This window comes from Companilactobacillus zhachilii (assembly GCF_003606365.2).
Classification (GTDB): domain Bacteria; phylum Bacillota; class Bacilli; order Lactobacillales; family Lactobacillaceae; genus Companilactobacillus; species Companilactobacillus zhachilii.
In genome coordinates this window covers 37,501-60,902 of sequence record NZ_CP031933.2, presented here as the reverse complement: position 1 = coordinate 60,902, position 23,402 = coordinate 37,501, and the positions used below count along the sequence as shown (strand labels likewise).

Annotated in this window: 23 protein-coding genes; 11 read left to right on the top strand and 12 right to left on the bottom strand. The window is 35.9% G+C overall.

Features of this window, described 5'->3' with window-relative positions; all coding sequences use genetic code 11:
• Positions 1–4 precede the first annotated feature (4 nt).
• Positions 5–1,051 carry an ABC transporter ATP-binding protein gene (locus tag D1B17_RS00255; RefSeq protein ID WP_120144055.1) on the top strand — a complete coding sequence of 349 codons (1,047 nt, stop codon included), beginning with the start codon at positions 5–7 and terminating at the stop codon, positions 1,049–1,051.
• Complete coding sequence (locus D1B17_RS00250; protein ID WP_120144058.1) at positions 1,051–1,977, top strand: ABC transporter ATP-binding protein; 927 nt, start codon at positions 1,051–1,053, stop codon at positions 1,975–1,977. Before D1B17_RS00255 ends, D1B17_RS00250 begins: the two co-directional genes overlap by 1 nt.
• 128 nt (positions 1,978–2,105) lie before the next feature.
• Here D1B17_RS00250 and D1B17_RS00245 read toward each other — a convergent pair whose 3' ends face one another.
• A complete protein-coding gene (locus D1B17_RS00245) occupies positions 2,106–2,372 on the bottom strand; it encodes a hypothetical protein (protein ID WP_120144060.1) in 267 nt (88 codons plus the stop codon).
• 1,669 nt (positions 2,373–4,041) lie between these two features.
• Here D1B17_RS00245 and D1B17_RS00240 point away from each other — a divergent pair.
• The 3 genes from D1B17_RS00240 to D1B17_RS00230 are packed head-to-tail and all read left to right on the top strand — an operon-like array spanning position 4,042 to position 7,264.
• Positions 4,042–4,554, top strand: coding sequence for a DUF1440 domain-containing protein (locus D1B17_RS00240; RefSeq protein WP_120144063.1), 513 nt, complete (start codon positions 4,042–4,044; stop codon positions 4,552–4,554).
• 8 nt (positions 4,555–4,562) lie between these two features.
• The gene (locus D1B17_RS00235) at positions 4,563–5,876 is read left to right on the top strand and encodes an MFS transporter (protein ID WP_120144065.1); all 1,314 of its coding nucleotides are present in this window, start codon (positions 4,563–4,565) and stop codon (positions 5,874–5,876) included.
• A 56-nt stretch (positions 5,877–5,932) separates the two neighbouring features.
• Positions 5,933–7,264 (top strand): replication-associated recombination protein A, encoded by a 1,332-nt coding sequence (locus D1B17_RS00230; protein WP_120144067.1) that lies wholly within the window; start codon positions 5,933–5,935, stop codon positions 7,262–7,264.
• Positions 7,265–7,679: 415 nt separating this feature from the next.
• On the opposite strand, the gene D1B17_RS00225 is transcribed toward D1B17_RS00230, so the two are convergent.
• The 6 genes from D1B17_RS00225 to D1B17_RS00200 form a co-directional block, all read right to left on the bottom strand.
• Positions 7,680–8,660 carry a Gfo/Idh/MocA family protein gene (locus D1B17_RS00225; RefSeq protein ID WP_120144069.1) on the bottom strand — a complete coding sequence of 327 codons (981 nt, stop codon included), beginning with the start codon at positions 8,658–8,660 and terminating at the stop codon, positions 7,680–7,682.
• Positions 8,660–9,322 (bottom strand): ribose-5-phosphate isomerase A, encoded by a 663-nt coding sequence (locus D1B17_RS00220; protein WP_120144071.1) that lies wholly within the window; start codon positions 9,320–9,322, stop codon positions 8,660–8,662. Before D1B17_RS00220 ends, D1B17_RS00225 begins: the two co-directional genes overlap by 1 nt.
• A 96-nt stretch (positions 9,323–9,418) precedes the next feature.
• Complete coding sequence (locus tag D1B17_RS00215; protein ID WP_120144074.1) at positions 9,419–10,246, bottom strand: MurR/RpiR family transcriptional regulator; 828 nt, start codon at positions 10,244–10,246, stop codon at positions 9,419–9,421.
• Positions 10,247–10,877: 631 nt separating this feature from the next.
• Entirely contained in the window at positions 10,878–11,540 is a 663-nt protein-coding gene (locus tag D1B17_RS00210) for an SLAP domain-containing protein (protein WP_120144076.1), read from the bottom strand.
• Between the two features lie 236 nt (positions 11,541–11,776).
• A complete protein-coding gene (locus tag D1B17_RS00205; RefSeq protein ID WP_205880148.1) occupies positions 11,777–12,487 on the bottom strand; it encodes a C40 family peptidase in 711 nt (236 codons plus the stop codon).
• 210 nt (positions 12,488–12,697) lie between these two features.
• Positions 12,698–13,255, bottom strand: coding sequence for a guanylate kinase (locus D1B17_RS00200; RefSeq protein ID WP_120144079.1), 558 nt, complete (start codon positions 13,253–13,255; stop codon positions 12,698–12,700).
• 84 nt (positions 13,256–13,339) lie between these two features.
• Between D1B17_RS00200 and D1B17_RS00195 the strand changes: the two genes are divergently transcribed.
• Positions 13,340–13,549, top strand: a complete 210-nt coding sequence (locus D1B17_RS00195) for a DUF2187 domain-containing protein (RefSeq protein WP_120144081.1) — start codon at positions 13,340–13,342, stop codon at positions 13,547–13,549.
• Between the two features lie 201 nt (positions 13,550–13,750).
• On the opposite strand, the gene D1B17_RS00190 is transcribed toward D1B17_RS00195, so the two are convergent.
• Positions 13,751–14,377: an LVIS_2131 family protein gene (locus tag D1B17_RS00190; RefSeq protein WP_120144083.1), complete on the bottom strand. Its 627-nt coding sequence runs from the start codon at positions 14,375–14,377 to the stop codon at positions 13,751–13,753.
• A gap of 269 nt (positions 14,378–14,646) precedes the next feature.
• Here D1B17_RS00190 and nrdH point away from each other — a divergent pair, with 269 nt between their 5' ends.
• Genes nrdH through nrdF form a run of 4 tightly spaced genes read left to right on the top strand, consistent with a single transcriptional unit; the run spans position 14,647 to position 18,452 of the window.
• Positions 14,647–14,877: a glutaredoxin-like protein NrdH gene (gene nrdH / locus D1B17_RS00185; RefSeq protein ID WP_120144085.1), complete on the top strand. Its 231-nt coding sequence runs from the start codon at positions 14,647–14,649 to the stop codon at positions 14,875–14,877.
• 1 nt (position 14,878) lies between these two features.
• Positions 14,879–15,253, top strand: coding sequence for a class Ib ribonucleoside-diphosphate reductase assembly flavoprotein NrdI (gene nrdI / locus D1B17_RS00180; RefSeq protein ID WP_057891684.1), 375 nt, complete (start codon positions 14,879–14,881; stop codon positions 15,251–15,253).
• The gene (gene nrdE / locus D1B17_RS00175) at positions 15,234–17,411 is read left to right on the top strand and encodes a class 1b ribonucleoside-diphosphate reductase subunit alpha (protein WP_120144088.1); all 2,178 of its coding nucleotides are present in this window, start codon (positions 15,234–15,236) and stop codon (positions 17,409–17,411) included. The genes nrdI and nrdE overlap by 20 nt, the downstream gene beginning before the upstream one ends.
• Positions 17,412–17,426: 15 nt before the next feature.
• Positions 17,427–18,452, top strand: a complete 1,026-nt coding sequence (gene nrdF / locus D1B17_RS00170) for a class 1b ribonucleoside-diphosphate reductase subunit beta (protein WP_120144091.1) — start codon at positions 17,427–17,429, stop codon at positions 18,450–18,452.
• 172 nt (positions 18,453–18,624) lie between these two features.
• On the opposite strand, the gene D1B17_RS00165 is transcribed toward nrdF, so the two are convergent.
• The gene (locus D1B17_RS00165; protein ID WP_120144095.1) at positions 18,625–19,068 is read right to left on the bottom strand and encodes a MarR family winged helix-turn-helix transcriptional regulator; all 444 of its coding nucleotides are present in this window, start codon (positions 19,066–19,068) and stop codon (positions 18,625–18,627) included.
• A gap of 255 nt (positions 19,069–19,323) precedes the next feature.
• On the opposite strand from D1B17_RS00165, the gene D1B17_RS00160 reads away from it, so the two are divergent.
• The gene (locus D1B17_RS00160; RefSeq protein ID WP_120144098.1) at positions 19,324–21,639 is read left to right on the top strand and encodes a lectin-like domain-containing protein; all 2,316 of its coding nucleotides are present in this window, start codon (positions 19,324–19,326) and stop codon (positions 21,637–21,639) included.
• A 55-nt stretch (positions 21,640–21,694) separates the two neighbouring features.
• Here the strand turns inward: D1B17_RS00160 and D1B17_RS00155 are convergent, their stop codons facing one another.
• The 3 genes from D1B17_RS00155 to D1B17_RS00145 are packed head-to-tail and all read right to left on the bottom strand — an operon-like array spanning position 21,695 to position 23,396.
• The gene (locus D1B17_RS00155) at positions 21,695–22,078 is read right to left on the bottom strand and encodes a DUF1634 domain-containing protein (protein ID WP_120144101.1); all 384 of its coding nucleotides are present in this window, start codon (positions 22,076–22,078) and stop codon (positions 21,695–21,697) included.
• Positions 22,078–22,920, bottom strand: coding sequence for a sulfite exporter TauE/SafE family protein (locus D1B17_RS00150; protein ID WP_120144103.1), 843 nt, complete (start codon positions 22,918–22,920; stop codon positions 22,078–22,080). Before D1B17_RS00150 ends, D1B17_RS00155 begins: the two co-directional genes overlap by 1 nt.
• The gene (locus D1B17_RS00145) at positions 22,920–23,396 is read right to left on the bottom strand and encodes a hypothetical protein (RefSeq protein ID WP_120144104.1); all 477 of its coding nucleotides are present in this window, start codon (positions 23,394–23,396) and stop codon (positions 22,920–22,922) included. The genes D1B17_RS00150 and D1B17_RS00145 overlap by 1 nt, the downstream gene beginning before the upstream one ends.
• Positions 23,397–23,402 lie beyond the last annotated feature (6 nt).

Here is a 23,402-nt window from a genome sequence, read left to right as displayed (position 1 = left end):
CGAAATGGATAAAATTCTAGAAGTAAAAGATTTACATGTCGACTTTGATACCTACAACGGTGTCGTCCATGCTATCCGTGGTGTTAACTTCCATTTAAATGCCGGTGAAACCTTAGCTATTGTTGGTGAATCTGGTTCTGGTAAGTCCATCACAGTTCGTTCAATCTTACAATTATTGGCCTCAAACGCCACAATCTCCAAAGGTGAAGTTCTTTATCACGGCGATGACTTGCTACAAAAAAGTGATAAGGAAATGGATAAGATCCGTGGAAATAAAATTTCTATGATTTTCCAAGACCCTATGACTTCACTTGATCCAACCATGACAATTGGTAAACAAGTTGCGGAACCACTTTTAATTCACAACAACGTTTCCAAAAAAGATGCTTTAAAACGTGCTGAAGAAGTTCTTCGTTTAGTTGGAATTCCTAATCCAGCCGCCAGAATGAATGATTACCCTCACCAATTCTCTGGTGGACAACGTCAACGTATCGTTATTGCGATTGCTATCGTTGATTACCCAGAAATTCTTATTGCCGATGAACCTACAACAGCGCTTGACGTTACTGTTCAAGCTCAAATCATTGATTTGTTACGTGAACTTCAACAAAAAATCGGTACATCAATCATCTTCATCACCCACGACTTGGGAGTTGTTGCCGGAATTGCTGACCGTGTGGCTGTTATGTACGCCGGTCGTTTCGTTGAATATGGCTCGGTTGATGATGTTTTCTATAATCCTCAACATCCATATACATGGGGCTTGCTCGATTCAATGCCAACTCTTGATACAAACGAAAATGATCGTTTGAACTCAATTCCTGGTACTCCACCAAACTTGTTGGACCCACCAAAGGGCGATGCTTTTGCACCACGTAATGCTTACGCTATGCAAATCGATGAAGAAGAACAACCACCATTCTTTAAGGTATCTAAGAATCATTACGCGGCTACTTGGTTGCTTCATCCTAATGCACCAAAAGTTACACCACCAGCCGGAATTCTCAATCGTTACAAGAAATTTGAAAAGTTAGGAGGCAATGCTAAATAATGGCAGATGAAAGAGAAGTAATCGTATCCGTAAAAAATCTCAAACAATATTTCAACATTGGTAAACCTAACGAAGTAAAAGCCGTTGATGACGTTTCCTTTGATATTTACAAAGGCGAAACTTTTGGACTCGTTGGTGAATCTGGTTCTGGTAAGAGTACTACTGGTCGTAGTATTATCAGACTTTATAACCCAACTGATGGTCACATCTTCTTCAATGGTCAAGACATTAGTAAAATCAAAGCTCATGGTCCTAAGATGAAGGAATTCCGTCGTGAAATGCAGATGATTTTCCAAGATCCATACGCTTCATTGAACCCTAGAATGAAAGTTAAGGATATTATCGCTGAAGGACTTGATGTTCACGGTTTAGTTAAAAACGAACAAGAGCGTGACGCTAGAGTCCGTGAATTGCTCGACATGGTTAACTTAAATCCAGAACACATGACTCGTTACCCTTATGAATTCTCAGGTGGACAACGTCAACGTATCGGAATTGCCCGTGCCCTAGCCGTTGATCCTCAATTCATTATCGCTGATGAACCTATCTCAGCCCTTGATGTTTCAATTCAAGCTCAAGTTGTTAACTTGATGCAAGATATTCAAAAGAAACAAGGTTTGACATACTTATTCATCGCCCATGATCTTTCCATGGTTAAGTACATTTCCGACCGTATTGCCGTTATGTACCGTGGTAAAATCGTCGAGTTGGCTGATTCTAATGAGATTTACAACAATCCATTGCACGCCTATACTCAAAGCCTCTTGTCCGCTATCCCCGTCCCTGATCCAGAGATTGAAAAGAAACGTACAAGAATCGATTTTGATCACAAGAGTCCTTTCAAAGACAACCAAAGATTACAAGAAGTACTACCTGGCCACTTCCTTTATTGCAGCAATGAAGAAGCAGCCAAATATAAGAAGTAGAATAAAGCATTGAGTGCAGACTTTGCTTTACTCTAAGACATCTGACAAAATCCAAATCCAAACAACTTTAGAATTCAAAAAAATTCTTAAATAAAAAGCTCATGCAATCATTGATTGTACGGGCTTTTTCATGTACTTACCTTGGATATATCAAACGTTATTGAAAATGCCATTAGGAAAATCAATATCTGATAGAAGTAAGGTATATAAACAATCATCGCAAAAGTAATAACTTGCATTGCTAAAAAATAAAGACGTTTAGATAGTTTCGAAGAATTAAAAAAATGGTCCCTTACCTTTCTCATAGTAGGAGATAACGAAAAAGCTTCCAAAATAATCAATCCCAATAAGTTAAAAGGAACACCCCAACTAATCATATTTGGCATATATGACATATTTCTCCCCACCCTTTCATTTTTCTAGCATAACGAATCATTGTAAATTTTGACCAAATAACCTGTAAATAATATGTAAATCATTTATTACGGTACACAAAGAAAAGAGCTAGCCTTGCGGCCAGCTCTTTTTGTATTTGTATTTTTCATAAACTTTTCTTCCTTTTTTAGTTTAAATTCTTTGTTATATATCAGGGGGGGAGGAGATATATTGAAAAAATCTATTCGTTTTTAATTTTTAATAATCTATTTAAAGTAAAGCTGTTATAGTCATCCGAGTCACCTCTTCGTTTCTTGACTATGCTTATATAATAGCGGGAATTTATGAAAGAAACGTTTTGAAAGTTAGAAATAAGTAGTAAGTAAATGTGAAGAAAAATCGATAGTTAGAAGGATTCCGCCTCCAGAAACAAGAAATTTAGGTCGCTATGGGGACCGACTTGAGCCAAAAATCGGTCTCAAGTCTCGATTTTGAACTTCGCAAAGTACACGAATTTCAAAAGTCGTCCCGTGGTGTAAGTGCTAAAGCACTAACGCCACCTTCACAGCGACCTAAATTCTTGTTTCTTCCGGCTTGTTTATTTTTTGTTTTTTTAACCAATAATAACGTATCGGAGTATCAGACATTTAATAGCTAGAGATTACTAAAAAGTAACTAGCGCAATGCAACATTCTAGACTTTTATTAATTAACATCATATAAGGCAACTGACAAATACAAAAATAATCCATTTATTCCCCCAAAAAATGAATTCACCCACATCCCCTATCATTAAAATATTATTTTGAAGCAACAGAAAGCATACATTCACATATGGTTTGCTAACTTCTAAACAATATCTTTTACCGTTTAATATATCCAATTAACTTGGAAATAAGTCTGATATATAACAACGACCCTAGTCGGAAGGAGCAAGAAAATTAGATTGCTATGAAGGTGGCGTTAAGGCTTTAGCCTTTACACCACGGGACGAGTTTTGAGATTTAAGCGGTTTTCTCAAAGCTCAAAATCGAGGTCTGAGACCTTGGCTCAGACCGGTCCCCATAGCGACCTAATTTTTTTGCTCCTGGAGACGGCATATTATAAATAAAAAAAGTCCGCTCTTCAGCAGACTTTTTTGAGAGATATTTACGGGGGAATAAATATCTAATTGTTATTTAGAAAATTAACTTTATATCTATATAGGGGGGAGATATTAAAGTTTTCATTTATGTGTTTATTTATAAGGGGATTAAATTTTTTTAAAATAGAGTATTTATTATATAGGGGTTTATTTCTATTCATGTGTAAAGTGAGTTATCTAAGAAATTAATAGTTTACGAGGGTTTCCAATTCCATCTGGTCACTTCTTTCAAATAAATTCTTATCTATATCTTTAAGGGGGGAGATATAATTTTTTGTTTATAAGGGTCTTTAATATTTTAAGGGGGTTAATTCATGTAATTCAATTTGGAGCTGGATTGTTTATTCATCCGGTCACCTCTTTGTTCCTTTGTTATTTGACTATGGTTATATAGTACCGGGAAAGTATGAATATACAATTTCTAAAGTACGAAGTAATTTATAACAATCTATGAAGAAATTATGAATCTCAAGACTAATTACCTGAATTCAAAATTAGACAAGCTTATACTTTAGGTATATTAATCATAAAGAGAGGCGTCAAATCATGAAATTAACTAAGGCTCAAAAAGTCGACTTAAAGGCAGCTATTATTGCTGGGACGGCCGCTGGTATCTTCTCAGGATTCGTTAAATTAGGTTGGGAGAACGTCTTACCACCTCGTACTCCGGAACGTGATGCGGTTAATCCTCCACAAACTTTGATGGAACAAGCAGGGATTCCTCAAAAAATCACTCGTGGAACTTATTCATATTCAGGACACAAAATGCCTTGGGCAAGCTTTTTGATGCATTTTGGTTTCTCAACATCTTTTGCCATCATTTATGAAGTTCTATCAGAATACTCACCTTTCATCAGAAAAGGCTCTGGTGCCATTTTTGGTCTAGCAATCTGGGTCGCTTTCCATCTTGGAATCATGCCTATGATGAAGACTGTTCCTTCAGCTAAAGATCAACCTACTGAAGAACACATTTCCGAAGCTCTCGGTCATATCGCTTGGATGTGGACAAACGATATCGTTGGACGCGAGCTTTACCGTCGTTTGACTACACAAAAGTAGGCTTTCCTGTGAACAAATGGAAAACCTCATTAACTGAACGAATCAGTTATGGTTTAAGCGATGCAGCGGACAATTTAGTTTTCCAAATGATGACTACCTATCTTCTCTTCTTCTACACCGACGTTTTTGGTTTGACTGCTAGTGAAGTTGCGATTCTTTTCGTAGTAGCTCGAACAGCCGATGTTTTCGAAAGTTTAATTATTGGAATTATGATCGATAATACTCATTCTAAATGGGGTAAGAGTCGACCATTTTTCTTGTGGTATTCATTTCCTTATGTTATTTTCGCTGTCTTAACTTTTGTCACACCTAATTTCCTACCACATTCTGGGAAATTACTCTGGGCCTATGTTACTTACCTTGGTCTCGGATTTTTCTATACTGCCGTTAATCTGCCAATTACATCAATCTTACCTACGATGACAGACAACGAACAAGAAACCACTTTATTAGGCGTTATTAGACAATTCTTTGGTAGTTCCGTACAAATTATCGTTGCCGTCTTTACCATCCCCTTAGTAAGTTTCTTTGGCAAAGGCAATCAACAAAAAGGTTTCTTAGGTACAATCATTGTCTTTGGTATCATCTCATTAATTTTGATACTGAATACCTTTTTCCATGTACGAGAACGCTACACAAATAAAGAAATCAGTCATCAACCACTATCAGAAGTTTGGAAAATGTTAAGACAAAATAAACCTTGGATCATTATTTCCATCGTTATCTTCTTATACTGGTTAACAACTGCTATTAAAAATCAGACGACAATTTACTACTTTAAATACATCATTCATAACGAAAACCTCGTTTCCTTAGCCAATAGCTTTACTTTAACTGCTTTAATCGGGGTGGTAGCAATCTACTTTGTTTCAGCTAAACTAGGCAAGAAAAATACTATGCTGCTAGGAATCGTTATGGCGTTTATTGGTCAATTGATTATTACCATTGCTGCCTATTCCGAAAACCTACCCTTACTCTTTACCGGAATCTTCATTAATTGTATCGGTGGTGGCTTCATTATCGGACTAGTTTCCATCATGATTGCCGATACGATTCGTTATGGTACTTCAATGGGAATCCAGGCCGAAGGAGTTCTAGCTTCAACTGACGATTTCGGAGTTAACTTGGGACTTGGATTAGGTGGATTGATCACCGCTGAATCATTACAAGTATCAGGTTATGTTTCAAATAAAACTCAAACAGCAACGACCATTGCGGCTATTAATTTAAATTACGCGTTAATTCCATTAGTTTTATACGTTGTTATGTTCTTGATCTTGTTAGGATATAATGAGACCAGAATCAAGAATGCTATAAAGTAGTTTTAATACATTCGTCAGAAGTTACCTAAAGGCAAAATCATCAAAGAAGGTCAAAAATGCAGCAAGAATCACTTTTCGCAAATCAAAATAATGACGACAATTCTCCTCTAGCAAACCGGGTTCGTCCCACAACGCTAGAGGCTTTTGTCGGTCAACAGCACTTGATTGGTGACAATAAAATCTTGAAAGATATTATCGATCAAGATAACATCCCGTCACTAATTTTCTGGGGTCCTCCTGGGGTGGGTAAAACAACTTTAGCCGAAATCATCGCCAAGAAAACTAAGTCTAATTTCATCACTTTTAGTGCCGTTACTAGCGGTATTAACGATATTAAGAAAGTCATGAAAGAAGCCGAAATGAATCGTGAGATGGGACAAAAGACGATTGTCTTTATTGATGAAATTCATCGGTTTAATAAGGCCCAACAGGATGCTTTTTTGCCGTTCGTTGAAAAAGGTAGTATTACTTTGATTGGTGCAACAACTGAAAATCCGTCATTTGAAATCAATTCAGCTTTACTATCCCGTTGTAAAGTTTTCGTTCTCAAATCGCTAACAACTGACGATTTAATTCAACTATTACAAAACACTTTGAAAAATCCCAAAGCCTTTCCAAAAGCAAAAGTTGAGATAGACGATGACACCTTGGAGTTAATTGCTGCTTACGCTAATGGAGATGCCCGTGTAGCTTTGAACACCCTCGAAATGGCTGTCATCAATTCTGAAACTAAGGATAAGGTGGCACACGTTGATATTGATAACATTCGGCAATTATTAAATACCAAATCATTACGTTACGACAAGAATGGTGAAGAACATTACAATATTATCTCGGCTCTCCACAAATCAATGCGTAATAGTGACACCGATTCAGCGATTTACTGGGTCATGCGCATGCTCGATGGTGGCGAAGATCCACTTTATATAGCCAGACGACTAGTTCGTTTTGCTAGTGAAGATATCGGTTTGGCTGACACTAATGCTTTAAATGTTGCAATCAATGCCTTTCAAGCTTGTCAATTTTTGGGTATGCCTGAGTGCAACGTTCACTTGGTTGAGACCGTCATTTATTTATCAGTTGCACCCAAATCCAATGCCGTCTATAAATCCGTTTTGCGTGCCGAAAAGGATATTAAGAAATACGGCAATTTACCCGTACCCCTACAAATTAGAAATGCTCCAACTAAATTGATGAAAAATCTGGGTTATGGAGAAGACTACAAATTAGCTCATAATTATCAAGACAAGTTAACTAATATGAAAACTGTTCCTAAAGAAATTGAGAATAGCCAGTATTACCTTCCAACTGGACAAGGTAAGGAAAGACTCTTTAAGCAGCGTTTGGAATACATTAAACAGTGGCATCAAGAACATGATGCCGATTAAAAGACAAGCGAGTGTGACAAAACAGGGTCATTAAAACAAAGAAGATTAGCAAATCCAAAACTGGATTGCTAGTCTTCTTTGTTTTAAGCGAAAAAGTTATGTTTTTTTGTACGTTTATGCTGCATGTTTAGGAAAAACAACGAATAAACTCGGGTGTGTCTTCAATTTAAATTATGAAAATATATAACTGTCTTAGGATTGCATCAATACAATAGTTTTAAAACATTACCAAATATTAAATTTATTATTCATTCAATTATAAAAAAACTAGTCGGAGGAGCAGGGAAACAGTCACTGGCAGTGAAAGTGCCGTTAGGGCGACTGATTTTGTCGTTCTTACAGCACCAGGTTCTGGAGACGGCATATTTGAAGACACACTCTAGCCAGAAGAAGCAAGAAAATTATATTTTATTCCTTATTCAAACGGATACTTCATGCCCCAATCATTTCTCACGTCGTTCAGAATATGAGCAACATCATGTGACAGAGCTAATTGTCCATCATCATGTCCGTTTTCAATATATCTTTGCATATCACTGACTTCATATTGCAATGCTTTTTTATCATCGCCAGCCGTGATTTTATCAGTCTTTTCTGTATGTGCATCTGCTGTATAAGTAATGTCCGCTTCGGTGGCACGTGGATAGTTGCTAATTTCAATATATCCTTTCGTTCCTGAAATAACACCTCGTTTAGGCTGTTTAGCCCGCATTGATAAAGCCATCACTGCCATTTGTTCGTCATCATTTTTCAAAATAATACCAGATTGTTCATCAACGCCAGTTTCAAAATATTTTACAGTCGTTAAAATATTGGTTGGTTGCTTAGCCAAGAAACTTCTGGCAAAGGCGGTCGCATAACCACCAATATCAAGCAAAGCCCCGCCAGCCAATTTTTTGTTAAAAAAACGATTCTTTGGATCATAATCCTTCAAACTACCAAAGTTGACTTGGACTAATTTAACCTCACCAATTTTGCCATCAGCAATAATTTGCTTAACTTTTGCATAAAGCGGCATGTGTAACAAAGTAAATCCTTCAGTTAAAATCAAATGTTTCTTAGCAGCTAAAGCTTGTACTTCATCAAATTGCTTAGCATTAACTGTAATAGCTTTTTCACAGAAAACATTTTTTCCAGCAATTAACGCTTCTTTAATATATTGATAATGATATGTGTGTGGTGTCGCAATATAAATGACATCAATCTTGGGATCATTAATCATCTCACTTGGATTCGTAAACTGATGTGCAATCCCCTTTTCCGCCGCAAACTTGGCCATTTGTTCAGCGTTCATATCTGAAACGCCATAAATTTCACCATTAACTGCATTCAAAGCATCAGCCATTTCATGAGCAATCCAGCCAGTACCAATCATTCCCCAATTATATTTAGCCATTATTTCAAATCTTCTTTCCTAATATGTTTTACATTCTCATCTGTTGCCAACAAGGCATCTGTCACTACATCTTTAAAATAAGATGTCCCTAAAACACCTGCTAAGGCACTTAATACATTATTAATCGAATCAATTTCAGACCAATTGTCAAAATGACAGTCAATTAAACCATTGCCATTTGGTGTTCGAACCATTCCCGCCATATCTTGTGATTGTCGCACTTCAGCCACACCACCCAATTGTTTAACCATAGATAAAACTTGTGGTATTGCCTCTTCCAACACCTCTAGTGTTAATTGAACCTGAGGATTAAGTTGTGCCGTAAAACGTTCTTGTGGAGCCATAATAATATAGCGTTCAGCCAAATTTGCATATAACCTTTCTAACGTATGAATGCCACCGTTACTCTTCAAAACATTGAGATTTTGGTCGAGACTATCACAACCATCAAAGGCCACATCAAATTTTGTCACTTGTTCCAACGGCATCACCGGAATACCTAGCTTCTGACAAAGCTTACGAGTTTGTTCTGAGGGACTAGCTACATGAATCTTGGAGACATCCAAAGCTCTGATGAGACGTCCAACCGTTCGACCGCCACCAAAACTAACAGTCATCCCTGGTTTGATCATTGTTAAAGCTGTTTCGATTAATTTTTCCATTTTTGAACTCCTGTGAGAAATATATTTTCATATTTTATTTATATCTGAAATTCATTTTCATAATAAAGTAAAAAAAATACCCTGTCAAGCAGGATACTAAAGTTTACGATCAGAAATCAATTCTTCATGATGTGCGATTTTATTCAGAGTCGCTTTATCTTGACCAATCAGTAATAAGAATATGGCTTCAATCATTGTTGATGCCGCAATTCTTGAGAAATAATACTCAGATTGAAAAATTTGTTCACGGACATAAGTCTTCAAATGGAAATCAGCTTTTTGAGCAATGGGTGAATCTTCACGATTAGTAATAGCTATCACCTGAATATTTTGACTATGAGCTACTTGAAGCTGTTTCATCAATGATTTAGACTCACCTGAATTAGAAATTATTATCAAAATATCTTGTTGGTTCATATTCAAAGTCTGTGCCAATGAAGTTTCAAACGCTGCATCGCTCATAGCTAATAATCCAATTTGATTGAACTTATAAACAGCATCAATGGCGACTGGATAAGTGTTACCTTCTGCAACTATCTGAATTAATCGTGCCTTTTTAATCAAAGCAAGGACTTGATTAAGTTTTTTTGTATCTAAGTTTTTCAAAGTATTACTGATCTCAATATTTTTATTATCAGTAATATTCTTTAATACTTGTTGAACGTCATCGTCAATTGTTACTGTCACATTCTCATTTTCAGATACTTGTGCTAAACGCGTCTTTAATTGATGAAATCCATCGATATTTAAATTTTTACAAAAACGAGATACAGATGCCTCACTTACAGCCGCTGTTTGTGCCAATTGGGAAATCGTATAATCCACAACATCTTTGGGCTGTTGCAGAACAACTTGCGCTATTTTCTTATCGGTTACTGACATTTGTGGCAGTTTATTATAGATGACATCAATTATATTTTGCATTATTTTACCTCTGTCCTTATTCTATCAAATTTGAGCAAAAAAAAAGCCCGCTAATAAGCAGGCTGTCATGATATTTAATAGTAGGATAAATATCAACTTCTTTCTTTTGAAGATTAACTACGGGGGAATAGTCATCTTTGATTTAACTTCTTTATCTATATAGGGGGGAGATATCTGAAGTTTAAGTTTATTTATTAGGGGATTAAATTTTTAATTGTATATATGTTTTAAGGGGTTATTTTTAATTCATTGTTTTCAATAGTTATCTTTTAAAGGGTTATCTCTATTTTGAAGCTTTATCTTTCCATTCATTCACCTCTTCCTCTCTTTGACTATGCTTAAATAATAACTTTTAAATACGAATAAATTTATATCAAATTATGAAGAATTGGTGAATTTTTTTGAGGGCCGCCGGAGGGGCTCGAACCTCGATTTTGAGCTTCACACACCCCGTGAATCTCAAAATACGTCCGTGGTGTAAGGACTAAAGCCCTAACACCACTATCACTGCTGGCATTCTTTCGAACCCCTCCAGCTAATGTATCAGTATATTGCTATTATATTAGCCATAAAAAAAGAAAACCTCTAATTGAGATTTCCTTTTCTATTATAAATAATTTCGTTATTCTAATTAATTTTTTACTACATAATTAGTTGCATTGACCCATTCATTAGTTGCAATACGACAATACACTTCACCTTTATATTTTCTTACTTTATCAGAATGCCAAGTTGAATTGTTAGATAATGTTTTCTCACTATTCAAATCAAATGATCCGTCTTTTTGTAGTGACATTACTGGAACATCTTCACCATCAACATTAGTTACCTTAATTGTATCTGTATTTTCAGTTGAATTATCATCTGAAGAATTTCCAAAATTTTGAATTTCTTGACCTACTGCTTGTGTTTTTTGAAGGTTTATTTGAGAAACTCGTGATGACTTAAGATATAAATTATCACCTATTTGCCAACATGTTTTCCCGTTTATTTTTACAGGATCAGCCTTCCAAAATAGCATGTAATGATTACCAAATTGTTTAACTTTGTCGCCCGTTTTGACTAATTTACCATTTTGCATTTCATATAGAGCAATTGGTTTAATATTCGAATGCGAATCATTTTCGATTATCACCACGTCTTTACCATTATAATCAGGTAACTTTGTGTAAACCTTACTGCTTTTAACAGTCGTATCCGCATCCCCTTGTATATTATTGGAAGCCTCTACTACATTGGCATTGGTTAAAATCATCGCTGCAGAAAGAGCAATGATTGCTAAGCTTTTCTTCATAATTAACTCCCCTTCGTATAATTTAGTACCATTTCCAGTCTATCATACGAAACTTGTGTCCAAGGCCATTCTATATAATTATCAATAATAAATATCATTTAACTTATAAGTTACTCATATAAGGATTAATTTCAGTCAAAATAACTTCATAATACTGAACTACAAAATTTTAAGACAAAAAAAGACCGCCCAACCGGACAGTCTTGTACGTGAATGATTTTAATTTTGAATGCTTATTATAGAACCTTAACAGCGAATGAAGGCATGAAGTAACCTGAGATTGTTGAAATCTTAACTGATTCGCCTGGTTGTGGTGCAGCGATGTATTGGTTGTTACCTAAGTAGATACCTACGTGGTAAGTTGAACCTTTGCTACCCCAGAATAATAGGTCTCCGGCTGATGCTTGAGAAACAGCTTCTTGTGTTCCGGCACCTTCTTGAGCTACTGTGTATGAACCAATGCTCTTACCAGTTGCTTCTTGATATACGTATGATGTGAAACCTGAGCAGTCGAAACCTGAAGGTGTCTTACCACCCCATACATATGGTGTGCCTAAATATTGTTTAGCAGTGTTAACAACTTTTTCTGAAGATGACTTATCGTCTGTTGCAGCTGATTCTGTAACTGCAGCCATATCTGTAACATCGTTAGCGTTAACCCATTCGTTAGCACCTACAAGATACCATGTGTTACCTTGATCATCTTTAACAGCTTGACCAACAGCCCAAGCACTATTTGCTGCCAATGCACGACCAGAACTCTTGCCGTTTGATGATGGTGTTGTGTAAAGTGCTGACATTACCTTTGTACGTACAGCAGAAGGTGCGTTAGTTAAAACTTCTGAAGCAGCCTTTGTTGTAGAAGCGTTTGATAAACCTAAACCTGTAACTGCCAATGCTGCAGCAGCTGTAAATGAAATAAGACTCTTTTTAACGTTAGTATTCAAAATTGAAATCCCCCGTAATGGTTTGTTTTTTATTTTTTAAATTTTCTTAATTATTAATTTCTTATCACTCAACGATGACTATAATACTCTCTGAATATTGCAGAATTGTTACAGCAATTGTATAAGAATGTTACACTTTGACATTCACAAATTAAAGAAGCTCTAACCACAGGATTACCAATGGTTAGAGCTTCTTTGTGAAATATCGTTTTACTTGATATTTTCGCTTTTTAGTATTTTGTTAACGTTTTCTTCCGTTACTTCGATGTTTTTATTAGTAATTTTATAGCATTTGCCCCTTAATTCTGCCGGAATATTAAGGTCGCGATTGAATTCATCACTACTGATTCGAGCCTTTAAACGACTAATATCATCCCCACGATCAGCCAATCTTTGACGAACTGTATCCAAATCGACTTCTAGAAAAATGACAACTGCCTGATTGCCATACTTTTCTTTATAAGAAGCGGCTCCTTTGGTGTCGACAACAATACTTGCGGCGTCAACTTTTTTCCAAGTTTCATTTAAACTTTCTTCTGACGATCCATACCAGTTACCACTATATTCAACTTTTTCTAGGTAATGATTCTTTAAAAAGCTTTCTTTTGTCTCAAAATGATAGTCAATACCGTCTTTTTCGCCCACACGTGGTAATCTAGTAGTGTGAGTTATAACACTCGGTATATGATAAGTATCTTGCAAATATTTGCTAATTGTTGTTTTCCCAGTTCCACTTGCTCCAGTGATAACAATAATTTTTTTATCCATTATAGGACTCCTATGTTTGAAATATTTCTTCTACTATATTATTATACTAGTCTGTTAATTAATTAATCCGAGGAGAATTTACATATGAAAATAGAATACTTGAAGGTTGGTACTGTTTACGATTGCTCCGTTGATGAAGATATGGATTACCCATTCCAAGGTAAAGTTGAGAAGATTTACGAACACTCAGCTTTGATGGAAATTGTTAAAAATGATCCTAAGGATAATTCCAATAAGATGGAATTGAACAATAAGATTGTTGTTAGCATCAAGAAAATCAAAAAAGCTAAATAATTAATTCGATACGAGAGTGGGACAAAACATGTTCCTCTTTCGAACATTAAGGCAAATGGCGCCAGTAATCCGATTTTGGATTGCTGGCGCCATTTGTTTTAAGCAAAAAAAGCTATGTTTTGTCCCAAACTCTTCTTTCTCACCCTTCGGCTATGTTATTGAAACTAACAGCAGTTTCAACGTTAATACTTAATAAAATCCCTATTTTTCAACATTAATAAATGAACGTGCTGGAACTCTCAATACTCGATATTCCATTGCATAGCGATTAGCTTTTAATCCTAATCCATTGATGAAATTATTCTTGTACTTAGCTTGTACCGTAATTACGTACGCATCTTGATACTTCGCATCTAACTTCTTAATTTTCTTCATTGGCCAATTCAAATGTAAGCCAGAGACAGTGAAAGGTAATGTCGCATCTGAAATCGTTGCATTACGACTAGATACTGTGTAAGTTGAATTATTGATCCAATATTGATAAACATCTGTGGCGGTATTAGATTCTTTTTTATCTATCTTTACGTAATAACCTTGTCCATCATTAGTTGTTTGGACAATCATTGGATCGTATTTATATGAAACTGCTACTTCATTTTTATCGGTTAAATCGACTTTGGTAAATAAACTTGTATATAACAGACCACTCACAGCCAAAATAACGACTAAAATCTCCACCAGGTCAATCAAAATTGTTGCCCCAGTAATTTTACCCTTTTTAACTACTAAAATTTTTAAATGACGATTTCTAATATTAAATACTACAAAGATCAATAGCGCAATAACAATGATCCACGCTATAATTCCCACAAAATTCCAAGAATTCATAGTTTTCTCCCAACTAAATTAATTGTCTTAAATGCTTCATAACTCTATAATGGTTATTACTCTTAATTTTACCACGAATCGAAAAATTATTTGAAATTGAGCTGCAAAACGGTCAAAAATGTGTGGGTACATACGTTTGCGAGCTTTTTATAATGGCGACATAACCACGCTATATCGTGTGTTAATCGTTACAGTGGACACAATATATTGTGTTTCATTATTTAAATGATTATACTAATTGAGAATAGCACTTGAGAGGAAGTAATAACATGAATAACGTAATCGTATATAGCAAAAATAACTGCATGCAATGCAAAATGACAAAGAGATATCTTAAAGAACACAACGTTCCTTTTGAAGAAAGAAATATCAATCAACAACCACAATACTTAGCCACTCTTAAACAACAAGGTTTCCAAAGTGTTCCTGTTGTCATGAATTCAGCTATGGACCCAATCGTCGGCTTTCGTCCAGATAGCTTAAAGGAACTCGTGGATTAGTATGAAAGAAATAGCTTATTATTCAATTACAGGTCAAACAAAGCGTTTTGTTAATAAGCTCGGAATAGATGGATATGAAATTACCGACGCCGATCCGTTTTATCAAATGGGTCGGCCATTTATTCTTATTGTCCCAGCTTATGACGACGATATGATGGACTCTGTCATCGACTTTCTTCAGTATGAAGACAATGCCAAAAACTGTGTTGGTGTCGCTGGCGGTGGCAATCGGAACTTTAATACTCTTTATAATCATACGGCTAAAGATATCGCCGCTGGATTAAATGTACCCGTTGTTTTTCAATTTGAATTCAACGGTACACAAAAAGATGTCGAAAACTTTAAGAAAGTAGTGAATGAAATTGGGATTAAATAACCTTGATGCAGACAAAATTAGTTATTTTAAATTAAATAACGAAATCAACATCCCCGTAAACGACAAAATTCCTTTAAATAAGGACAAAGAAGCCGTTACAGCCTTTTTCTCTGAGAATGTCGAACCAAATATGAAAAAATTTGCTTCCTTCGCAGACCATATTGACTACCTAGTTGAACATGATTACATTGAAAAATCAGTTGTCGATGAATATTCACTTGAATTCATTGAAAGTTTATATAACTATTTGTTGGATCAACATTTCCAATTTCAATCATTCATGGCCGCTTATAAATTTTATAACCAATACGCCTTACACACTAATGACGGCGATCTTTATCTCGAAAATTACGAGATGAGAATTCTTTTTAATGCCCTTTTATTTGCTCATGGCGACCAAGATTTAGCTAAATCTTTGGCTACTGAAATGATTTCACAACGTTACCAACCCGCTACACCATCATTTTTAAATGCAGGTAGAAAACGTCGCGGTGAATATGTTTCTTGTTTCCTACTTCAAGTTACTGATGATATGAATAGTATTGGTCGAACAATCAACAGTGCTTTACAACTATCACGTATCGGTGGTGGTGTTGGTATTACACTTTCAAACTTACGTGAATCAGGTTCACCTATTAAAGGTGTCGACAATTCTTCATCTGGTGTCTTACCCGTTATGAAGTTACTTGAAGATAGTTTTAGTTATAGTAACCAATTAGGCCAACGCCAAGGTGCTGGAGCCGTTTATTTGAATGTCTTCCATCCTGATATTATCGATTTTCTTTCAGCCAAAAAGGAAAATGCCGATGAAAAAGTCCGTGTTAAGACTTTATCACTTGGCGTAATCGTACCTGATAAATATTACGAATTAGTTCGTAAAAACGAACCTATGTATTTATTTAGCCCTTATTCAGTTGAAAAAGTATACGGCAAACCATTCTCATACGTCGACATTACTAAAGACTATGACAAGATGGTCAATGATGACCGTATTAAGAAATATAAGATTCAAGCACGTGATCTAGAAGATGAAATCAGTAAGTTGCAACAAGAGTCTGGTTATCCTTACGTCTTAAATATCGATACTGTCAATCGTGAAAATCCCATCGATGGTAAAATCATCATGAGTAATTTGTGTACTGAAATTCAACAAGTACAAGTACCTTCCGAACTAAATGATGCTCAAGAATATACTAAATTAGGAACTGACATCAGTTGTAACCTTGGCTCAACAAACATCTTAAATATGATGCAAAGTCCTGATTTTGGTAAGTCTATCCGTTCGATGACACGTGCATTGTCATTTGTCAGTGATGCTTCCAATATTACTGCCGTTCCTCCAGTTGCTCATGGTAACAAGATGAGCCATTCGATCGGTTTAGGCGCTATGGGACTACATACCTATTTAGCATGTCATCACCTTGAATATGGTTCTCCAGAAGCCATTGAATTCATCAACGTCTACTTTATGCTACTTAATTACTGGACACTGGTTGAAAGTAATGAGATTGCCAAAGAACGTCAAGAAACTTTCCACGATTTTGATAAATCTAAATACGCTGACGGATCATACTTCGATAAATATGTAACCAACAGTTATGCTCCTAAGTCTGCCCTAGTTAAAGACCTATTCAAGGATATCTTCATTCCGGAACAAGCTGACTGGGACAAGCTTAAACAAAATGTTATGCGTGATGGATTGTATAACGCCTATCGCTTAGCCGTTGCACCTACTGGCTCAATTTCTTACATCAACAATACTAGTGCCAGTTTGCAACCCGTAACGCGTCTTGTTGAAGAACGCCAAGAAAAGAAGAATGGTAAGTTATACTTCCCAGCTCCATTTTTGAGTAACGATACAATTAAGTATTACAAATCAGCATACGACACCGATATGCGTAAAGTTATCGATACTTATGCTTCGGCTCAAGAACATATCGATCAAGGTATGAGTTTGACACTCTTCATGCGTTCAGAGATTCCAGCCGGAATTTACGATTGGAAAGCCGCTGACGACACGACACAAACAACCCGTGACCTAAGTATTTTACGTAATTACGCTTATTATAAGGGCATTAAATCACTATACTACGTCAGAACATTTACTGAAAATAATGACGAAATCGGTAGTAATGAATGTGAAAGCTGCTCAATCTAGGAGGAAATTTTTATAATGGTTGATACATATTACAAATCAATGAATTGGAATAAATTGGAAGACCAAATTGACAAAGAAACTTGGGAAAAACTAACTTCACAATTTTGGTTGGATACAAGAATTCCTCTTTCAAATGATTTAGACGACTGGAGAACTCTTAGTCCTGCTGAACAAACAGTCGTTGGTCACGTCTTTGGTGGATTGACACTACTTGATACTTTGCAATCTCAAGATGGTATTCAAGCAATGTTGAAAGATACTAGAACTCAAGCTGAAACAGCCGTTTTTAACAATATTGAATTCATGGAATCCGTCCATGCCAAGAGTTACTCCTCAATTTTCAGTACCCTTAATACCGCTGAAGAAATTGAAGAAATCTTTGATTGGACAGACCACAACGAGTATCTTCAAAAGAAAGCCAAGTTTATCAATGATATTTATCAAAATGGTGAACCTCTACAAAAGAAAGTGGCTAGTGTCTTCCTAGAAAGTTTTCTATTTTATTCAGGTTTCTATACTCCGCTTTACTATCTTGGTAACAACAAGCTAGCCAACGTTGCGGAAATCATTAAATTGATCATTCGTGATGAATCAGTTCACGGAACTTACATTGGTTATAAATTCCAATTAGGTTTTAATGAACTCCCTGATGATAAGAAAGCCGAATTAAAAGACTGGATGTACGATTTGCTTTATACTCTTTACGATAATGAAGAAAAATACACGCGTGAATTGTATAAAGAAGTTGGTTGGGTCGATGAAGTTCTCGTCTTCCTCCGTTATAACGCTAACAAAGCTCTAATGAACCTTGGTCAAGAACCTCTATTCCCTGATGGTAACGCAGAAGATGTTAATCCTATCGTTATGAACGGTATTTCAACCGGAACAAGTAATCATGATTTCTTCTCCCAAGTTGGTAACGGTTATTTGATGGGAAAGGTTGAAGCTATGAAGGATTCCGATTATGATATCGGCCGGACTGGTGATAATAAGACATCTGATGATAATTCACTATTCAGTAAAGTTAAAAAACTTAAATAAGAGAGTAGAACAAAACATGTTCAGCTTTCGAGCATTAAGGCAAAAGGCACCAGTAATCCGATTTTGGATTGCTGGTGCCTTTTGTTTTAAGCGGAAAAAGCTATGTTTTGTTCCACGTTTATGCTGCATGTTTAAAGACAATAATCGTTTTGCCCAAACTCCTTTTAGTCTTCTAATCTTTAGTTATATTATTGAATAATTTTTTCGAAAGGTTCTCTAAACTGTCCCACTCTTCTTTAGTGAAACCACTTTTACCAACCAAAGTTCTAGGTAAATCTTTAACTGCCTCACGCTTTTGAACACCCGTTTCAGTCAAATAAATATTAACAACTCGTTCGTCATCTTTACTACGTTTACGAATCACGAGATTTTCATGTTCCATTCGCTTCAATAGTGGTGTCAAGGTTCCTGAATCTAGAGACAATAATTCACCTAATTTTTTAACAGATAGTTGCTTATATTGGTACAGCGAAACAAGAACTAAGTATTGTGGATAGGTAATCCCATTCGCACTCAAACCATCGTAATATAACTTTTGAATCGCACGTGATGTTGCATAAAGCGAAAAACATAAGTGATCATCCAAAGGAAGCGGTTGACTAGTATCTATATCCATCTTAATCCTCCTCTAAAGCCATATTTACCTTGTATTTTATGCTTTTTAAACTAAATTGTAAATTATTCTATTTTGCACAATTTGATAATTAAATAAATATATCTCCATAACCATTGTTATTAATAATTACATTTATTTATTATATTATTTATATAAAAATACAATGGAATTTAAACTTATCTTACGTGTACATAATGTATATTTTTGATACACTTTGCTCTGTAAAGGGAATTTGTGCATTCGAGGGGATATATCATGTTTAAATTAAACGCTTTCAAAAAAATAACACTTACTTGTTTCGGGATATTTTTACTAATTATTAATTATCCCACTACAATCATCAATGCTGCTGATGCTAATACTGATTTTCAGAATGCTTTGTCAACTACTCCCAAGGGACTAGCCTGGCGAGATGACGATTTTACTGTGGCTGATTTTGCCAAAGCTTATCAAAATCGAGTAGCCAATGGTACTAACCTTGGAAATAACAGTAATAGTACCGTTATTCAAAATGCCAGCCGCATTAATAATGCCAAAATAACTCAATCAACTAACCCCGATAGCCCCAATACTAGTGTCATTCAGATGACCAATGCTACTTGGCAAACTGGGGCTGTTTGGGGAAATATGGCTAACGATAACTACTTTGATACGACACATGAACAGACCGCATCCATGTGGATTTATTTTGGTCGAATTAGTGGTGTAACCCCTGCCGATGGTATGGCATTCGTTCTTCATAATGATCCTAACGGTGGCGATTCGATTGCTCTTTCTGCTGATGGTATTCCTGTTAATGGACAATCTCTAGGTGTTTGGGGAGCGGACTGGCAAACTAAAAATGACAAACCAGAACAATTATCAAGAACTGCGATTCAAAAAAGTTGGGCTTTAGAATTTGATACTTTCACCAACTTTGAAACAAGCAATATCACCGGAGAAGGTAATTCCTTCGACAGTAATATTGACCCTAATCTTCAACGTTCTGACCAACATATTGCAGCAAATTATCCAGCAAATTCAACTATATATAAAAATGGAACAGGTAATTACGGCCGACAATATTTCACTATGAACCATCTTCAACCAAATATATTTTCAACTTATAACAGTCCACCAACAAATTTGGTCGACAGTAAATGGCATCATATAACTATTAACTGGACCCCCATAGATGATTTCAACGGGACTCTATCATATGCCTATAATGACAAAAATCCTACAACTGGGGCTCCTTTGACACCTCAAGCTAAAGCATCATACCCTATTGATTTAACCCAATTAGGTATAACAAGTACAAACAAAAAATTATACTGGGGCTTCACTGGATCAACTGGTAAAAATTATCAAAATAACCTAGTGGTCTTTGAATCCATCCCTTCCTTCGTTGATGCTGAAGCAAAGTCCGCTGTTTATGACGACTCGCAAGGTGGTACACAAATTACCAACAGCAATACACTCGTTGATCCTAATGCCGATATTAGATATACTTACTCGCTAAATTACAAGGGCTGGACCAGAACTTGGGACGGAATCAATGCTTTAATGAAGGTCCCTGACAACGTTACATTTACCAGTGGGACTATCACCTACCCAGATTCACCTAATGACAAAAATCCTCGTCCTATCCCGGCTGAAGTTTTTGAAAACGTCAAAGATAATCAATTAGAATATTTACTCCCCGAAGGTTTAGATTCTGATAGTCGTAATGCTCAAATTGAATTAAAAGGTCACACAATTGCAAAAGCTCCAACTCAACTGACAGTTCCTTCCGTTCATTCATCCTTTGAAGGTGATAATTTAATTACCGGCGCCGATACACAAGCTTTCAAAATTAGAGCTCGCAAATTGAGTTTGGAAAGTTCATCGCCTAATCCGATTACTTTAAAACCACATGAAAGTACGACCGTCCCCGGAAAAGTTACCTATGTGGGAAGCGGCACAACACCAAGTTATACCACAATGAATGTTTATCAAACATTGAATGGCTCAACTACTAACTTAGGAAAAATTGTTGATTCAAGTGGAAATTTCAATCTGAATTTCAATGCTGATCAACTAAATAAAGTTAATACATTATCTTTTTACGTAACCGATAGTTATGGCAACACAAGTAATACCATTTCCAGAAACATTAACGTTGGTGGTCTATTAACTTTTGGATATATTCAAGATAAAGTGGCCTTCAAATCGACTAACGGCTCATTTGGCAATCAAATCATCCCTAGATTAGGCGATTGGCAAGTTGATGTAATCGATAGCCGTGAAAAAGGTAGCAACTGGACCGTCCAAGCTAAAGCATCCGATTTAATACTAACTGAGGATCTTCAAACTCCACTTAAAGGGAACTTGATTTATCGCGATGTGCAAGGCAAGGACCACAACATTCTTAACAATGCTACTAGTGTAGCTACACATACTAAAGATATCGAAGAACCGCAAACCAAAAATATCACTGATTCTTGGACCTCGAATAGTGGTATCTTGTTATCAATGGAAAATGGTAATGTAGAAGGCAATTACCAAGGAAAAATTCAATGGATTTTATTAGATACACTTCCTAATATTTAAAAAAGGCGTTACACAAAAAAGAAATTGTGTAACGCCTTTTTACTCACATTAATTTTTAACTACGATAACCCATATACATCGCGAACATCAAAATAACTAAAACAATCGATGTAATAACAACATACAAAGTATCGTGTTCTTTATAAAAAGCATAAATTGAAACAACAACTCGCAATACCGGTGTCAAAATAAGTAAGAAAACGCCTAACATTATAACGGCATATGACTTACCTGCAAAAACACCTGCAAAAATGGTTGAGAATCTTTGTGGGAAATCAACAATTGTATGACCATTTCTCACAACGGTAGGATAGCCTGCTCCATTCATGAAGTACAAGCCCATACCAATCAAAATCACAATAGCCGACGTTATAACGCCGATACGTAAAATCTGACCGATAATTAATTCAACTTTTCGTGTCTCTTCATGTGATTGCATTAGATATTCACCCCAAATCCTTTAAGTGCCATTTGAATTCCCATGTAGAGAATAATTGGGATAAAGATCATACGAATAACTTTTGGCTTCAAAACTTGCATCAAACGAGCACCGATCGTAGCCCCTACTAAAACACCGATTGCCAATGGTGCAGCAATATCGGGACGAATTGACCCATTGAAGAAGTAAACCGTCGCACTAGCAGCAGCAGTAACACCCATCATCAAATTACTTGTCGCACTTGATGGCTTCAAAGGCATTTTCATAATTGTATCCATGGCAATAACTTTAAAAGCACCACTACCGATACCAAGCAAACCACTAGCTAGACCAGCAGCCCACATCATTACAAATCCACCAGGAACATTTTTCATTGAATAGTCAATTTGCTTTTTATCAGCCTTGTCATAATAAGTACTAGCAAGTTTAAACTTTTCAACGATTTCGCCCGTTTCCGTATAAACGTTTTCTCCCTTTTTATCGAAGAATTTGCGAATCATGTTATATGAAGAATATAGCAAAAAGAACCCGAATAAGACATATAAGAAATTACTTGAGAACATCCCTACCAACAGGGCACCCATAATCGCACCAACGGTTGTTGCAATTTCCAAGAACATTGCGACACGCAGGTTTAACATATCGTCTTTTAAATAAGCAATAGTTGAGCCAGAACTTGTCGCAATAACTGAGATGATACTAGCACCGATCGCATACTTGATATCTAATCCCATCATGATAGTTAGCACCGGAGTGATAATCATTCCGCCACCAATTCCCAAGATTGCACCAAGAACTCCAGCTCCAACACCCATTATTAGGAGCAGTAGCATTGAATTCATTATTTTTCCTCTTTTTTCTCTTCATCTTTGTTAGAGAAATTTTCTACCGAAGTTTCATAGTTCTCTTTCATTATATCCATTGTGTGTTTAATTTCATCATTTTTGAGGACATTTTCTGAAATTAAATCAATATGAAATTTAGATGCATTCAAATAATCGCAAGCAGTTGAAAGATAAATTTTGGTATCAACTTCAGCATCATCATCGAAGAAATGAGTAACTTTCTTAGCATCAGCAAAAGGTAAATTAATTACGCCAGTTTCTAAATAAAAATTGATTTCAAACTCGGAATCAGCAACATGAATCATAACTTGTGACAGTATATTATCGGCAGTGTCCTTTTCAATTTGTTCTTTGGCTTTATTGATCGACCAAAGATCTGCTTGAAGTAAATCATCCTTACTAATCTCTAAACTAGTTTGGTTGAATTCTCCTGCTTGAACTTTCTCCATAAAATCAGCAATTTTAATTTTCATAAGTCT